This is a genomic window from Pseudoalteromonas galatheae (genome assembly GCF_005886105.2).
Taxonomy (GTDB): domain Bacteria; phylum Pseudomonadota; class Gammaproteobacteria; order Enterobacterales; family Alteromonadaceae; genus Pseudoalteromonas; species Pseudoalteromonas galatheae.
In genome coordinates this window covers 76,444-93,379 of record NZ_PNCO02000002.1, presented here as the reverse complement: position 1 = coordinate 93,379, position 16,936 = coordinate 76,444, and the positions used below count along the sequence as shown (strand labels likewise).

General features: G+C 42.8%; 13 protein-coding genes. 4 read left to right on the top strand and 9 right to left on the bottom strand.

The window, feature by feature from the left end:
• Nucleotides 1-8 precede the first annotated feature (8 nt).
• Nucleotides 9-263: a hypothetical protein gene (locus CWC29_RS18535; RefSeq protein WP_128726618.1), complete on the bottom strand. Its 255-nt coding sequence runs from the start codon at nucleotides 261-263 to the stop codon at nucleotides 9-11.
• 451 nt (nucleotides 264-714) lie between these two features.
• On the opposite strand from CWC29_RS18535, the gene CWC29_RS18530 reads away from it, so the two are divergent.
• Nucleotides 715-972: a type B 50S ribosomal protein L31 gene (locus CWC29_RS18530; protein WP_010373063.1), complete on the top strand. Its 258-nt coding sequence runs from the start codon at nucleotides 715-717 to the stop codon at nucleotides 970-972.
• 5 nt (nucleotides 973-977) lie between these two features.
• Nucleotides 978-1,118, top strand: a complete 141-nt coding sequence (ykgO, locus tag CWC29_RS18525; protein WP_010373066.1) for a type B 50S ribosomal protein L36 — start codon at nucleotides 978-980, stop codon at nucleotides 1,116-1,118.
• Nucleotides 1,119-1,172: 54 nt separating this feature from the next.
• Here ykgO and CWC29_RS18520 read toward each other — a convergent pair whose 3' ends face one another.
• The 4 genes from CWC29_RS18520 to CWC29_RS18505 all read right to left on the bottom strand — a co-directional run bounded on the left by CWC29_RS18520 (nucleotide 1,173) and on the right by CWC29_RS18505 (nucleotide 8,407).
• A complete protein-coding gene (locus CWC29_RS18520) occupies nucleotides 1,173-3,248 on the bottom strand; it encodes a basic secretory protein-like protein (protein WP_128726619.1) in 2,076 nt (691 codons plus the stop codon).
• A 17-nt stretch (nucleotides 3,249-3,265) separates the two neighbouring features.
• Entirely contained in the window at nucleotides 3,266-6,094 is a 2,829-nt protein-coding gene (locus CWC29_RS18515) for a TonB-dependent receptor plug domain-containing protein (RefSeq protein WP_138522885.1), read from the bottom strand.
• 196 nt (nucleotides 6,095-6,290) lie between these two features.
• Complete coding sequence (locus tag CWC29_RS18510; RefSeq protein WP_138522884.1) at nucleotides 6,291-7,739, bottom strand: basic secretory protein-like protein; 1,449 nt, start codon at nucleotides 7,737-7,739, stop codon at nucleotides 6,291-6,293.
• Nucleotides 7,740-8,014: 275 nt separating this feature from the next.
• Entirely contained in the window at nucleotides 8,015-8,407 is a 393-nt protein-coding gene (locus CWC29_RS18505) for a cytochrome b562 (protein ID WP_138522882.1), read from the bottom strand.
• Between the two features lie 190 nt (nucleotides 8,408-8,597).
• Between CWC29_RS18505 and CWC29_RS18500 the strand changes: the two genes are divergently transcribed.
• Together CWC29_RS18500 and CWC29_RS18495 are read left to right on the top strand one after the other, a co-directional pair.
• Entirely contained in the window at nucleotides 8,598-9,659 is a 1,062-nt protein-coding gene (locus CWC29_RS18500; protein ID WP_138522880.1) for an ABC transporter substrate-binding protein, read from the top strand.
• Between the two features lie 142 nt (nucleotides 9,660-9,801).
• Nucleotides 9,802-11,445 (top strand): S8 family serine peptidase, encoded by a 1,644-nt coding sequence (locus tag CWC29_RS18495; RefSeq protein ID WP_138522878.1) that lies wholly within the window; start codon nucleotides 9,802-9,804, stop codon nucleotides 11,443-11,445.
• 21 nt (nucleotides 11,446-11,466) lie between these two features.
• On the opposite strand, the gene CWC29_RS18490 is transcribed toward CWC29_RS18495, so the two are convergent.
• The 4 genes from CWC29_RS18490 to CWC29_RS18475 form a co-directional block, all read right to left on the bottom strand.
• A complete protein-coding gene (locus CWC29_RS18490) occupies nucleotides 11,467-12,297 on the bottom strand; it encodes an EamA family transporter (protein ID WP_138522876.1) in 831 nt (276 codons plus the stop codon).
• Between the two features lie 3 nt (nucleotides 12,298-12,300).
• The gene (locus CWC29_RS18485; RefSeq protein WP_138522874.1) at nucleotides 12,301-13,239 is read right to left on the bottom strand and encodes a phosphotransferase; all 939 of its coding nucleotides are present in this window, start codon (nucleotides 13,237-13,239) and stop codon (nucleotides 12,301-12,303) included.
• A gap of 447 nt (nucleotides 13,240-13,686) precedes the next feature.
• On the bottom strand, nucleotides 13,687-15,942 hold the full coding sequence (locus tag CWC29_RS18480) for an acyl-CoA dehydrogenase (protein WP_138521350.1): 2,256 nt from the start codon (nucleotides 15,940-15,942) through the stop codon (nucleotides 13,687-13,689).
• 551 nt (nucleotides 15,943-16,493) lie between these two features.
• On the bottom strand, nucleotides 16,494-16,904 hold the full coding sequence (locus CWC29_RS18475; protein WP_128726628.1) for an LIC_13387 family protein: 411 nt from the start codon (nucleotides 16,902-16,904) through the stop codon (nucleotides 16,494-16,496).
• Nucleotides 16,905-16,936 lie beyond the last annotated feature (32 nt).

The following is a 16,936-nucleotide window of genomic DNA, read 5'->3' as shown; positions in this document are numbered from 1 at the left end:
ATGCTTACTTATATTTGTTGTTCGATGTGTGCACGAATTATCTCAAATGCTTTTAAGACCTTTAACTGATCTTTACATAAGCTGTCGTACCAAGCATCGAATAGTTCATCATCTTGCTCACTGAGTGTTTGATACTGCGCCAGTAGTGTCACTATGTCACTATGTGTACACGAGAGTGTGTCTAACTCTTGCTGTAAGGCGCTGTCATCGCTACTTTGAAGCTTAGCCAAAATTGAGTTATCTAACTCAGCATGTTTATCCATAATAAATGCTCTATATCTGTATTGCGTTGGCGAACAAAGTACTTTCGCGAACGTACTAGGTTTTAATTATTTGCTAGACCTCTCTCATCTAGTTAAGGTTATTAACCATTAACCTCAATTGAACCCACTCTTTTATCTCATATCTATCAAACCAACAGGCTTACATCGATAGCTATATTCCAAAAAAGTCTATTCGCTACTATTCCGGTTAAGGGCCAACACCAACATGACTACTTGAGAAACTATCTAGAACTAGTTATATCAGGCAATTTTAAGGAAAGTAAGCCCCTTTTAATCAACTGGTCAAGATGCACTCAGTTTAGTTCCGCATGCGTTGACAAATTAGGCGTATCGCACTAAATGGCGGCAACAACAAATTAGTTGTTGAGAATAGTTTTTATTTAATTTATATTGATACAGTATAACAACACATTATTTAGGAGTCGTTGTCGTGAAACCAAATATCCACCCTGATTATCAACTTGTTGCCTTCCATGATACATCGGTTGATAAATACTTTATTGTCGGTTCAACCATTAAATCGGACAGAACTGTTGAACTAGACGGTAAGACTTACCCTTACTTCCCAATTGACGTCTCTAGTGCATCTCACCCTTTCTATACAGGTAAACAGAAGTTGGTGGCAAGTGATGGTCGAGTTGCACAATTTAACCGCCGCTTTAAAAACCTTGCGACTAAAAAAGGATAAACCAGATGAAAGTACTGAGCTCACTCAAAAGCGCTAAAAATAGACCGGGGTGTCAAGTCGTAAAAAGACGTGGTCGGGTTTACGTAATTTGTAAATCTAATCCGCGATTTAAAGCGGTTCAAGGTAAAAAGAAGAAGAAACGTTAAAAGTCAAAATAAGCACTTTTTAAGGTGGGCATTGCCCACCTTTTAACTAAAAAGCTATTCTTTTGCTTCCCACAATGAGAATTCGCCTAGCTGAATTAGGCGTCCGCTAGCGCCGCCAATTCCACCGCCTTCACGGGTATGCTCAAGTTCCAAACGATAATGGGTATACGCATTTGGACTCTCGATAGCAAAGCTATAGTATTCCATCGTATTAGGTAGTTCGCTGAACTGTTGAGTATCTAGTGTAATCCAATTCGTACCATCATTTGAGCCCTGTAGCTGCCACGCGTTAGGAAAGCGATGAGGGTTGTCTCCCGCTGTCGCTAATGAGTAGTATTTTGCTGTTTTAGCGCTGTCAAACACATAGTTAACCTGGGCCTTATCAACCTGTTTTATCGGCAACAAGTCAGGTGCATATTGTGCAAGCCAAGCAGGGGCTTCCAACACCACATTAAATTTAGAGGTAATATTTCTATCATTAAGCTTATCTGCCCCCTCATTAAAAGGCACAAGTGCGGTTCCGTTTGTTGTTACCTGAGTGCTAGTGGGTGCAAAGTTCTGATACCCAAGTGGTACTGGTGGTAACTTACCGACGCTTGCAAGGTAGACTTGATACTCTTCAAATACCGCATCAATGCCACGCTGTTCACCAAATATAGATTTAAAAGCGGTGTCTAAACTCCACGGATCAAGCGTTTTTGCTGCCGCATTAAACTTGCGGATAAAATCCGTGTTACGATGACTGTTTTCTACCCACTCAAAGAAGAATGCTGTTTGATCGTAAGCATCAACATTGTAGTGCTCCATCCAGCGAACTCCAGCGCGTCTATGCTCTAAGTAACCAGCATCTATTCGAATAAAGTTAGCCAGCGCTTCAAGGTAGGTATGATAATCCGTGCCCGGACGATATTCTCCTTCTGCCGGAACACTATTGTAGCCATGAGTCAGCTCATGCCACAGCACGCCAATGACTTCGTTACGAATAGCCTCATCTCCAAGACCCTCTAGGTTGGCGATGTGCTTAACATCAAACCTAAGCTCCATAAATTTGCCTTCACCGGCCTTTGAAGCAGGCGCATCAAAGTCTCCAGTGATAAAAGTAACGTGCTCAAAAACATTGATTTCGGTTACATTATTAAATAAGCGCTTGGCAATCTTCAAAGAGATCTCATGAATAAGGGCATTTAGATCTGGTACCGCACGTTCAAGCGCCAGCTGTCCTGGGTGCTCTGGTAGTTCCTTTTTTACTTCAATTGCAGGCTCTGGAAACCCTGCCCATGGCGAGACTGGATCCCACACACGGATAAAGTCTTGCTGCACTAATGCCGCTTCCCCTTTGTCGTTACTTGCAACCAGTGTGATGGTTTTTGGCCCTAATGCCTCAAACTTAACCAATGGGTTTTGCTCTGTACTTGTTGCAGGAATACCATCTTCAAATGTCCACTGCCAGTGAGTCGGATTAACCAACGACTCATCTCTAAAAACAATATACTCAGAGACTTCAGGAGTCGTGTTTGTCGCATTAAATGCGACGATAGGAATATCCGATACCGTTTTGATTTCGAGTTCCGCTAGTTGCGTAATATCAGCACCATAGCTATCTGTACCACCATGTACTAAATCAAATTTGAAGTAGCGATACTTTTCGCCGCTTTCGGCCAATTCAAAATTGCGAGTCAGTCCTCGAGCAGAGAATACTTCTCCCGCTCTTGAGTCCAGCTCAACCCACTCTGTTTTATCATTTGAGCCATATACGACCCACTGTTTTGGATCTCGGTTCGCTTCATCGTTTGCTGACGTAAAGCTATATTCTCTAAGTTCAATCTCTGTCGCGGCTTTAAACACTACAGTGACGTTTGACGCAAAAGCCAGGAATTTTGTACTCGTGTTAGCGTCGATAAGTTTGTCGACACTTTCACCTGCAGGTGAGGCTTGTACACCATCCGCTAAAATAGCCTCAATCTCAACTCCAGTATCTGAGGTGATATTACGCAGTGCGCCAGAGTCTGGCTGCCCGGATGATTGAGTTTGTTCAGGCTTATCACGTTCAACAAATTCAGACCCATCATTACAGCCTATAAGTGTCGCAGCGACGGCCATTGCCACCGCTGATAGCATTAATTTTCTCATTTCGTTACCCTTTATTATTAAAATTGGTAGTTAACTTTTAGTAAGAACTCGCGCCCGTTCGTGTCGTAATTACCCGCTTTATAGAATGGGTAGCTTCTAAACGAGGCGTCCTGAGGCGGCATCGCATTTAATAAGTTTTGAACCGTAAACATCACTCGCGTGTTGTCATTGATATAGTGACCAATGGTTAGGTTATGCTTTATCCATGCTGGTAACTTTTCTCTTTGACCAAAATCAGCACCGTTCCAATTTTTTCCTTTATAATTTACCTGCCATGAAATTGCGGTCTTCTCCAACTGCCAAGTCAGGTTAAACGATGCCATATCTTTGAAGTTATAGTTATCTTGACTGTCTAGCACATCTTCAAGAGGATCTTCGGGACGAAGCTTTTCTTTTTTCTTTAAAACATGGCTGTAGTCAAGCTTATAAATGAAATCGCCAAATTCTGACTCATACGTGCCCTTCACACCAAAGTTGACGCCGCCATGCTGCCTTTCCGCGGCGTTTATATAACCTTCTCTGATAATAGCTGCGGTGTACGGTAACCCTTTTTTCGTGTTTCCTAACCAGTCGGTTGCCAAACCATCTTGGTCAAAACGCTGTACTCTGTCTTGCATATTGGCGCATTTAGCTGAAGACGAATCGATTAGGCCGTTTTCACACTTCCAGACATTATCAAGAATTTCGCCAGACCCAAGTCGAGTAATTTTGTCTTTTAAGACAATGTCATAAACATCAACATTGAATGACAGCTCAGGGGAGTACTCATACACCAGACCAAAGGTTAATGAATGACCAGATTCTTCTTTTAAAGTTGGGTCGCCTGCCGAGATTGTCTCAAAGTCAGCATCTAGCTTTGGCTCGTTGATATTTGTTGTGTCTAAGTCTGCACAACTGATAGTTAATGCATCAGCATTATATTGAGCGGGATCCCCTGTGGTTTGAAAACGTAGACAAGCATCTGCAATCACTCTGTCCGAGCCTCGTCCAAAGTTACCAGCAAACCCTTGATATACTGAACTCATGCTAGGACCACGGAACGTTGTTCCATATGCACTTCTTAGCATCAACGCGTCAGTGGGAGAGTATTTAAAACCAACTTGATAAGTGAATGCTCCACCAACATCAGAAATATCATCATAGTGGTCATAACGCAGTGCTATTTCACTAGAGATCTGTTCAGTAATAGGGATCATAAATTCTGTCGCAGCTGCATAACGGTTACGCTCACCATCGGTGATAACACCAGTTAGACCGACAAATTCTTTATTTAGTATTCTGCTATCTGGCGTCGCGCTCGTCCCTTCTTTCATCAGCTCAATATACGCTGCAAAAGACACAAATCCAGCTGGCAATTCAAATAAATCCCCGGACAGATCTGCAGTTAGGGTTTCATTGAACGATAAGCCATCGTAGGTTGCCCAATCAGCCATGTTATACATATTGTCTTGGGTCAGAGGCGCAAAAAAAGCTTGGTAATTCGGACGGTAGATTGGCATGCCATCAACCTCTCCCAACTTTGGTCCTTTTAGCCAGTTATTTCCTTCAACCGTGTGGTGCAAGTACCTATCAGAGAAATCGTATTGTGAACGGCTAAAACCAACGGAGTAATAGTAGTCTGCTATCTCCCCTTCAAGACCAAAACTAAATGAATAAGATTTATCATCGTATACCCGACCTAAACCATCATTTGTATATTCTGAATCATTCACTATTCGCCACATATACTTAACTGGAGCGCCATAGCCACCAGCTTTATTTTTGATATCAGGATCCCAATACATGGATCCGTGAATTGACTCTGCATGAGCAAAGAAGAATGGATTTCGTGCCCCTTTCTTTTCTTGGTCGATATAAAATCCGTTAACAAAAAAGCTGTGTTCGTCGTTGATACTGTACACCGAGTTGATATACAAACTCATGGTTTCAACTTGGTTACGGAGCAAATTATTACCGGTTTCATCCCACCCACAGCTTAGGCCGTAGTCATTGCGGCTAATAAAGTGCTGAACCGCAGTCGGGTGTGGATTGTCATCTGTGTTGCAGTACTGCGCTGAATATTGATTTTTGAACTCGGTGTTTTCTGCCCATACGGTAATTGAACGATTGAGCTCTCGCTTGTTTGTTGGGTCTGGATTATCCCAAACACTGTCATGAAAAGGTCTGTCGGCACCAGTTAACGCCTCTTCCGTCTTGTATTCTAGTGAGTAGTCAAACGTAAAGTTGTCTTGCTCAAAACCACCGACAAACGACAAGCCTTTTTTATCCCCTGTACCATAAGTATCTTGGCCGTAGAATGCTTCAACGACATGCTCGTCCATACCTTTTTTGGTAATAATATTGACTACTCCAGCCATTGCGTCCGAACCATAGATTGCAGAGCCGCCGCCAGATTGAATATCGATGCGTTCAACCATCGCCGTTGGCAACATATCGAGATTAACAAAATTAGTTTGGCCACCGTAAGGCATTGGGTAATAAGCCAAGCGCTTGCCATTAACGAGAATAAGTGTGTATTCAGGTCCAACACCTAATAGGTTTAACTCTTTGGCACCAGGTGTATAGGAGCCAGTTTCTACTTCACCGAGAACAGCGCCACTGGCTGCGGAAATGCTACTCAGTGCGTCATATACTGTGTTAAACCCACTTCTGACCATATCAGCGGAAGAGAGACTTTGAACATTGGTCACACCTTCAATGGCGATACGCTTGATACGAGATCCTGTCACCTCAACGCGTTCTATTTCTTTTGCTTGTTCTTCTGTTGCGGCTGTTACTGAGTTAGTTGCTACCGCTGCTAGAACAGCAGCGGCGATCAGGCTATGTTTATATATTATTGTTGTCATAAGACCCCCACAATTTAAAGGAACGTTCCAATTTTTTTATTAAAATTTTATTCCTCCCGTAGCAAAACCAACAAAGCTTCAGGAAGAAATCAAAAAAGGAACGTTCCAATTATGAGCAATAAAACAAGTCTGTCAACAAATTATGTACATTTACAGCACAGTGATGACAAATTGTAATTATTTAGTCCTTACTGATTCACTGCAATTTCTCGGCAGTTAGCTCACTTTGATAGCGAGACCAGAGCTTATCAAGAGACTCTCCAGTAACTGACTTTATTGCATCTGCAAATGACCAATCCTCTATTTCTACCGCAGTTTGATTAAAACGATAGGCAAAATCTGGATATGACTCAGCGAGCCATGCGAGAAAGAACCCGGTATTTGTGTATCCGCCAACCCAAGAATCCGACGGCTTAGGTGAACGGGTTTTATGATATCCCGCTTGAATGCGAATGAGATCCGCCATTCCTTCAATAAATGCATGTACATCGGGCTCAGAATAACTTCGCTCTTTTGGAAATAGCTGATATCCATGGGTAAGTTCGTGCCAGAGCACACCAAGGAGTTCGTATTCCACTTGCTCATCTGGTTGTGCAGCCAGTTTTTCGGTGATGTACTTTGAACTAAACACGATTTCCATATTTGTTTCGTCTCCAGAGCGATACGCTATTGTGTCCATCCACTTTAGCCTAAATGTAACTTGCTCAAACTCTGGCAGCTCTGCAAAGTGTTTGTACAACCTAGGGGCCAGTTGGCGAGTTACGTCATCCACCGTACTGGCTATATCAGGAAATAGTGCTTGCAGACGTTTCGACCCTGCCGACTCAGTATCTTCGATAACCACTTTGACCTTTGGCGGCTCAAAGCCTTTCCATGGTTGAGCTGGATCGTATATTTTTAGATAGTTTGCTCGGGTTTTAAGGTCGGAGCCATGCGCATTTTTAGTCATTAGAGTAACATCGTAGTTACCTGGCTTGTCATAAACTACTTCAACACTTTTTGTGGTTGGCAGCATCGTTTTGCCCTCAACCTTCCAACTCAGCTCTGTAGGTGAGTTTGCAGATATCGACTGCAGAGAAATTGGCTCATTAAGCTTGGCGACGGTTTTATCTGCAGTAAAATTTGCCAGCGGTAAGTTTGTTTGTGCATAGAGCGCCAGATCAGCGATTTGCAAAAAGCGGTCGCCCCACTGTGTTTTACCTTCTTGTGCTACAGTAAAGCGCACGTACCTCGCATCCGTTGTTTTGGGTAGGTCAAAAGCGAGCGTTTCACCCCGTCTTGAAAATACCATATTGTTGCGCTTATCAACCTCTTGCCACGCCTTGCCATCTATAGATACGGCTACAGTCCAATGCTTTGGGTCTCGGGCGGGTGCATCTTGGGCTGAGGTGAGACTATATTGTCTGAGCGCTTTTACGTCTTTCAGATCAAATACAATCTCAACTCTGGATTGCTTAGATAAGAATTTGCTTTTTTGTGACCTATCAACTAATTGCTCTATCCCCTCACCTTGGATCTGCTCCTTTACGTCACTCGTTACAGAGAATGTATCGCGTTCGGTGATGTCGTAGAGCGCATTGGCATTCGCTAATGAGGAGCTACAAAATGAAAGTAAAATTAGACTGGCTAATGAGGAGGTTTTCATTGAAATTTCCCAGATTAAAAACAAACATACTGGATCGTTCCAATTGATAATGCAACTTCTTTTGAGTAGATTTTTGCGTAATTTCTAATAAGTGCAGAAAAGGATAAGGCTATTTCATCGCTTTTGGATCTTATGGAGGACTAACGAGCCTGAGAGATAAAGCCACGGCTCGCTAGTATTTTGTCATGTTCAACTAAAGCCAAGATCGATAAGCCAAGCTGTTGTGATAGAACAAGAAATAACCACAGCGATAGGATAACTATTCGAATCTCAGGTTAACTACCGAATAATAATTCCCAAAAGCTCGGCGGCTCATGTAGTTTGTGGTATTGCTTTCTCAACTTATCAATTTTTAATAGCATTTCACGGGCTTTCTCAACTCTTCCCGAGTCTACTTCTTGGCTCGCTTTAGTAATGGTTTCGAGTACTTTATTCAAGCCCTCAACTGACTCGGCAGACACCTCTTGCTTAAACTGAAATTGCTTGCTTTCATTAACGAGTGTCGTTAGCTCAGTTAAGTGCGCTTGCATTTCATGAGCTGATTGCGCTTCCATAGCCTGCTTATAAATATGCCCCATTTCCTTCATGGTTTTATTCAGTTCACTTGACTCATGCGCAACCCCTGACATCGAAAACAACAACACGAATATAAATACGATTTTTCTCATCAAAGTCCCCTTACTCTTTGCCCGCTAGTATAAAGCAATTAACGCATGAGCTAAATTCAATGCTATGAAAAATATGCTTACCCTGAATAGCATTCAAAACACAGGCAGATAACGCTACAATTCTAGCGCAAACTATACTTGTAGCGTATTTAGCAGCACACTTTTTGAATATCAAAAAATGTAGAGACTTATGATCCGAAAATTGTTGTTCATCTTTTTACTCTTATCGCCGATGGCCGCGCTATCTGCACAACGATTCAACGTTCAATTTGTAAACCCCGGCTTTGCAACAAAAAACCCGACTGGGGACTTTTGGTATAACGTCAGCAACGTGATGACTGCGGCCGCTACTAACATGAATATTTCCCTCAAAATTAGTTATGCACAGCGCAACCATATTCTGATGAAATCGCTCGTAGAGCAAGCCTTGAAAAGTGATGCTGATTACCTTGTGCTGGTTAACGAAAAGTCGAGTGTCGTTCCCTATTTGTTAAACACTAAAGCCACCAACATTAAGATTATTTTCTTGCTTAATGGACCGACCAAAACAGAGGAAGTGGCTTTGTTAAAGGCAGGACACCAAATTATTGGCACCATTGAGCCAGACAATTTCCAAGCTGGTTTTAAATTAATGCGTCAACTTGCGCGAAAAGCGCTTAGGTCCTCCAATCCATCGCAACATGTATTAGCTTTGCTAGGTGACGTGGCGACGACTGCGGCATTAGACCGACAAAAAGGCATGCGTGCTTATCTTGAGCACCATACAGAGCTAGAATTAATCGCAGAGGCAAATTGTCAATGGTCTCAGAATGAAGCTTATCGACTCACTAAAGCGTGGTTACAGCGAGATCCCGCAATCACAACAGTTTGGGCTGCCAATGATCCTATTGCTTATGGCGCATTACTCGCTGCTAAAGAATTAAACCGTAAGATCGTCATAGGTGGGATTAACTGGGATGAAGGTATTGCGCCTAAGTTAGATGTTTCGATTGGAGGGCATGTGTTGCTTGGGGCCTATACCTTAGCTCGACTAGCACAATATCATAGAGACTTCACACCAATAGACAGCGTAACCTTATCTATTTTCGAATCGTTGAATGACGCTTCCCTACCTTTGTATCATGCCATACATGGAAACTTTCCTGAACACCTGGACTTTTTACGTTACATTAACGATCCAGCGCAATTTACCATTACAGAACTAACTCACTCACTTAATAAAAATAATCACAATAATAATGTAAAGAACTGAGGATTTAAGAAAGATTAATTAATGCATTAAACAAAACCAAGAAATATAATGCAATTTAAACCTGTTTGATCTTCGCACATTGACAGCGATGTCAACACCTGTTTTAGTAACAAACGTAAACAACATGTAAAACAGGTGAAATATGAAAAACAGTAATATAGTAGTAAAACTTCTTAAGCTTTCAACCCTCAGTGCCTGCGTTTGTGCAAGCCTTTCAGTTGCTCACGCAGATACACAGCGCGTTATCGTCACGTTAAAAGACAGTGCAACACCAAATGTTCTGCCAGTGCGCTTAAATCAAGCAGAAACGGTGCAGTTTAAAGCACAGGCGTTGTCTGAAGTTGCTTACTCAACCTTAGGTACAGCGGCAGTCAACACATTGCCAAGCATTAATGCATATGTTGCCGAAGTTTCTTCTGCGCAAATGCAACAACTACAAGCAAGCGGCAATGTTGCGCAAGTAGAAATTGACCCTAAACGTTATTTGCCAAGCGTAGAAACTTCAGCAATTGATTTACTTGCTGAAACCACACCTTACGGTATTAATATGGTGCAAGCTAACCAAGTATCTGATGGCTACAGCGGCAACCGTAAAGTCTGTATTATGGATACAGGTTATACGCTAGGTCATCAAGACTTACCTAACACAGGCGTTACTGGTAATGACGGCTATGGTAACTACGACACAGGTGTGTGGAGTAACGATGGTAACGGCCACGGAACACACGTTGCCGGCACAATCGCCGCTTTAGGTGGTAATGGTACAGGTGTAGTTGGGGTAAATCCATCAGGGCAACTAGGTCTTCATATTGTTAAGGTGTTTAATGACCAAGGCCGCTGGGCATATGGTTCCGATCTCATTAAAGCAATTGAACAGTGTGAGCAGGCTGGCGCCAATGTAACCAGCATGAGTTTAGGTGGTAGCGGCAGCTCTACAGCAGAGCGTAATGCGTTTGAACAAAGTTATCAGCGCGGCATGCTACATATTGCAGCTGCTGGCAACGCGGGTAATAGCTCGTTGAGCTACCCGGCATCGTATAATGCAGTCGTGTCTGTAGCAGCAGTAGACCGTTCTGAGTCAAAAGCCTCTTTCTCTCAATACAACAGCCAAGTAGAAATTGCAGGCCCAGGTGTTGGTGTAAACTCAACATGGAATAATGGCGCGTATCGCAGTATTAGCGGGACTTCAATGGCAACGCCGCATGTCTCTGGTGTCGCTGCCTTAGTGTGGAGCCACTTCCCGCAATGTACTGCTCAGCAGATTCGCCAAGTGTTGAATACAACAGCAAAAGACAAAGGCCAAGCAGGCCGTGATACGTCTTACGGCCATGGTATTGTACAAGCAAAAGCGGCGGTTGATTATTTAACAAATAATGGTTGTGATACCTCAGGTGCAGTCAATGCAAACTTTAACTTCAGCGTGTCCGGCCTCACAGCGACATTTAACAACCAATCAACAGCAGGTAGTTATCAGTGGGAGTTTGGTGACGGTGCAACAAGCTCACAAACCAACCCATCACACACCTACGCTAGTGCTGGTACATATCAAGTGACACTCACTGTGACAGCTGCAAACAACAGAACTGCTTCTAAGACCCTAGCAGTTACCGTTAGTGATGCACCGGCTGGGTGTAATGGTATCCAAGAATGGAGTGCAACTAAGTTCTATAATACGGGCGACCGAGTTTCATTCAAGGGTTTTGAATACCGTGCTACGTTCTGGTCACAAGGCGCAAGCCCTGAGATCTACTCAAACGTTTGGACTAAAGTCGCGCAATGTAAATAAGTGCGTTGTTTTAAGTGGCGCTTAAGCGCCACTATTTAACGCCAACATTGCACTACAACACAGAATAACGGAGATTATAAGCCATTCTTTTGTTGAAATTACCTCTTTAAAGAACCACATCCCAAGCACACTCGCACTGACTATGCCAATGGCTCTTTTCAACCCCTCAACAAGCCCCGGCTGAATTTCCGTTAACGCCTGCAATTGAAAGAGAACTGCAGCAGCGAATACCACCGAAGAAATAGCCCAGAGTAACCAATGTGCGCGGAAATTTTGATTTTTAAACTGTGGTCGGAGCAAGATCAGATTAACAAAAAATACCATAAAGGTTAGAAACCCAGCATGAAAAGAGAGCGAGCTGTATTGCAAAGCCTCTTTATCGAACACGATACAAAGCCCCCAGCAAACAGAGGTGATTGCAACTTGTTTTGCACCAGGTTCTTGAAAAGAGAATCTGCCTCCTTGCAATAAAAACGAAGCGAGGACAATCGCAGCAATTAGCACTGACTGCAGTAGGGTTAAAGGTTCTCCGAGCAGCAGCCAAGCAAACACGCCAGCAAGTGCTGGAGTGATGGATAAAAGAGGCAGGATAACCGCCATGCGTCCAAGCGCAAGTGCCTGAATAAAGTTTACACTACCAATTGCAGCCAAAACTCCGCTCGCTATCGCTGGCGCTAAATAAGCGGAACTTGGGAGCTGTTTGTCAACAACCAACCAATAACCAATGTATGCAGGTAAGACTAAGAGACTAAATATCACCGACATTTGCGCGGCTGAATAATAGCTTGCTAGCCTTTTTCGTAAAAAATCAAATGCAGCCCAATTTAACGCACTGAATAAGGCTATAGCCATTGGTTATCCCTGTTGTAATGCAATTTCCGTTTGAAATTTCATGTAATCATTAATTTTTACATGGTCCGGTTTCCAACCCAACAGAAAACGATAAAAGTCAGCCCACACTACCGGCCACAACAATTCCCACTCGGAAAGGATCTGAGCAATATCAATCGAGGCCGCTTTGCCCAATAATTCTATTCTCAACATATCCAAATACAACTTGAGATACTCATCGGCATGGAGGAGCTGCGCTTTTTCGTCCAGTACAGACGTAATAAACAGCATTAAATCTGACACACCAATCCCCTTTCCGACGTACTGAAAATCGAATCCTAGCGCTTGGTCACCGTTGAAGGCAAAGTTAGCAAGTTTAGCGTCGCCATGGATCCAAGTATGCCAATGGCTATTTTTGATGCGATCTCGTAATCGAGGTGCCGCTTGTTTAATACTACTGTGCTGCATTCGCTCAAGCTCATCTGGCCGTGTATCTAGGTGCCAATAGTTTCCTTGTTCCCACACATGCTCTGCGGGGCTTTGTAAAAAGTGAGCATGGAATTTAGCTAACCACCCTATCACCGCTAATATTTGTGACTCGGACGGCTTAGTAGTTTGCGAAAAACCTTGAGTTGAGAAGTCTCTAAAGATGATGTAGTCCATCCCTTCACTTACCCCTTCACCTAAATAACTAGGCGTATTGCAGGGTGAGAGTAACTCGCATGCATGATGCTTGTAAAAGTGACGTTCTACCTGATAAGACTTAGCTTTACGCGCAAGCGCCACTGAAGATTGTTCAATTCTCTGATGTGCAATGTCACTGGGGACTTTAGTGCGCTTAATTGCAAGCTTCCCAGCATCATGATCGATAAATAACATATCACCACAACCGCTCCATAATTGTTGCTCTTGCTGTGTTGAAATAGGCACAGAAATTACATCGCTTGGAATACTTATTTTCACTGTGTTACACCTTTTTGTTATTTAACCTGAGACTTGTTCAATAAAAGCCAATCTTTTTATTGTCCAATTCAGGTTACTCAAACACAGTACAACCCTTTACTTACTATCACGAATACCGACTTGCATAACTAAGAGATCTCTTTTAAGGCGAGAAAATCTTGTCGATAACACCGCTTCCGCATCCTGCTCACGCCAAGGTACCTACATCCATGTAGGCAAGGCAAAAGTTTTGCTATTTAGTTGTTCTAAATAACAAAACTTTAACGCTGTTAGCGTCAGATATGCGCCTTCAAATTGAGCGAGTATTAAGGCAAATTGGTACAATAAGCAAACCGTTTTACAGTGCTCGTTAATTATAGCTGGTGTTATTATCTTTACCCAACATGAAAAAGCCCTTAACCGAATGGTTAAGGGCTTTTACTTTTACAGAAAAGTTATTTGTTTAACTTACTCATTCACTGCTTGCTTGACTGTTTCTTTCGCGCTTTGTTCATCTAACAAGTTTAAATCGAAGTCGAACTCATCCACTCGAATTGCTTTTTCACGCTTGCGGTTGTAATCAACCAGTTTTGCGTACTCCTCCTCGTTGATAAGGTTACCAACGAGTGCATTATCTAAGGTTTGTTCGAAACGAACACCTGGTTGGATCTCACGCTTGCGAACTGCCTTTTTAACTTTGGCAAGCAGGTCAAGACAACCCATCTTAGCTTTATATGCTTGCTCATTGATATCATGACCATCACCCGCTGTCGGTTTCACAAGATGAGTAAGCTGCGCTTTGAACGGTGTATCCATTTGCGCTGCAGCGGCTAACTCTCTGATCATATCATCATTAATCTTAGGCATTTGTTTACCACTAAACTGCATCGTGATCACACGCATAAATTTACGAGTACCACTTGCCGGGAAGTTGTCTAAGAACTTATGCAGCGCTTCTTCAGCACTCATAAGTGCATGCCTTGTCGCATAATGGAAATAAGGTGCTGCTTGCTCACGCTCTGCTACCGCTACTTTCTGCTCATAGTATTTGATTGAAGCCATCGCTGCATATAAGTGACTCATTACATCACCAAGGCGTGCTGACAGCATTTCTGCTTGCTTCAGTTTTCCGCCTAGCACAAGTAGTGAGAAGTCTGCATATACCGCAAGCTTCGCTGCTAATCTATGCGCGGCTTTTTCATAAGCACGCACTTCTGGTAATGGTGACTTTGCATCAGCAGTGAAAGGCATAAGGCCGTATTTGAAAGCGCGTAAGCTGTTGGCAACGCTATAGCTAACTGTTTTTGTCAAAATACCACGGAATTTACTGTCGGCATCTTTCTCTTCACTGTGAATAGATTCAACCATCGACTGTAGATATGGGTGACAGCGCATTACACCTTGACCAAAGATCATCAAATTACGCGTTAGGATGTTTGCACCCTCTACGGTGATTGCTATTGGCTGAGCGACATAACCGCTTGCAAGGGTATTCTGAGGACCGTTTTGAATGGCCTTACCCGCTAGGATATCCATTGCAGAGTCCAACACATCGCGACCAGTTTCAGTCATGTGGTATTTTGCGATTGCTGTTACTACAGATGGCTTAAGGCCCATGCCTAAGCCTTCTGTTGTTAACACTCGCATTGCCTCTTGCATGTATGCTTTGCCTGCAATGTCCGCAAGCTTTTCTTGAATACCTTCAAACTGGCCGATCGAAAGGCCAAATTGCTCACGTACCGCAGCATATTCAGATGCAGATTTCAGTGCGACTTGGCTAGTTGATACGCCTAGCGCTGGTAATGAAATACCACGTCCAGCACCTAAGCAGCTAACCAACATCTGCCAGCCGCGACCGATATTCTGCTGGCCACCGATAATAAAGTCCATTGGGATAAAAACTTTTTCACCACGCGTTGTGCCGTTATAGAAGCGTATTCCCATAGGGTCATGACGATTACCAAGTTGCACACCCGGATGGTCATGTGGAATTAACGCACAGGTGATCCCTAGTTCTTTCTTACCGCCTAGTAATCCCTCAGGATCCAATACTTTAAATGCTAAACCGAGTACTGTCGCAATCGGCGCAAGTGTGATGTAGCGTTTGTCCCATGTTATTTCAAGACCAAGTACTTCTTCGCCGTTGTGCATGCCCTTTTTAACAATACCTTGGTCCGGAATGCCACCCGCATCTGAACCGGCTTCAGGGCTTGTTAACGCGAAACATGGAATATCACGACCGTTTGCTAAGCGAGGAAGATAGTGCGCTTGCTGCTCTTTAGTACCGTAATGTAACAATAACTCACCCGGACCTAGTGAATTAGGAACCATCACCGTTACCGCTACCGCAGAGGATTTAGTCGCAATTGTACCTACAATCGTTGAGTTTGCATAAGGGCTAAACTCTAGACCGCCGTATTCTTTTGGAATGATCAAAGAGAAAAATCTCTCTTTTTTCAAAAATTCAAGCACATGCTCTGGCAGGTGTTTGCCATTTTGAATTTCCGAGTCATCGATCATACCCATTAATTCTTTAACTGGACCTTCTAAAAAGGCTTGCTCTTCTGCGCTTAACTTAGCTTCAGGTACAGCACGCAGCGCTGAAAAGTCAGGCTTACCTTGATAAATTGACCCTTCTAACCAAACATCACCGGCATCTAATGCTTCTTGTTCTGTGATTGAAATGCTTGGGAGGATCTTTCTTAAATTCGTTCTTAGGCTCATAATTAACTCATCCGACCAGATAGATATACTTACATTACGGCATAAAAATTCGTTTAGATCAATTACTCTATCTAACTTTTTAACGCCTTTTTTACCGAATTATCGAGTGATTAATATAAATGACTGCGAAATTAATGGCTTACATCTGTAAGTTGAAATTGAGATTTTGCCTATTATCATGACAAAATCACTTGTAAGCATGACAAAACATTCCCTATATTTCGTAAGGAAGGATGGCGGACTTGTTAGTTATTGCTCAAGCGCAGATTACTCAGCACCACACAGTTTATGCATCTATCTATTACCTATAACATATAGAATGACTATCCGTAGCATCTCATAAAGACAATGTCTGCAATAACTCAAAGTTATTTAGCTAAGGTGAAATAGCCAAGATAACAATATGGATTAATAAGTTCGAGGTGAGTGAGCTCTTAGGTGGCGCACTATCCCAGCTTCTTAAATTTAGAAGTTTCATCTAAAAACATTAATGCCCGCCACACAGGCGAGTGTAGTAAGTGCGCATCTAATGAGCCGAATAGTGCCTCTTGTCATGTGTTGATCAGCCATGCCGCGATCAGAAAACATATCAAGGAAGTAAGTACACCAACAAATGGGATTTTAAACCAATAATTTCTGGCCAAGATTAAGTATGATATGCCAACAACAATTGGTAGCAGTGAAAACCAAAGAGAGCCTTTGATAACCTCAAAGTTGTTAACGGCCAATGGAATATAAATAGCAGCCAACAACATCGCACCCAAGCTGTGGCTAGCATTAAAGCCTATCCAAGCACGCCACATTGTAGTTTCTTTGGTGATTAATGGTGACGTATTTTTCATGGCGGCAACTACAGCAGCATCATGAGGATTAAATTTTTCAGTGAAAAACGTATACACCAAATGAATTGAACCCAAAGCACCGAATATCGATACTCCAATTATAATTAGTATTTGATCCATGTATCCTCACTGATATCTCGACACCCAGTTTT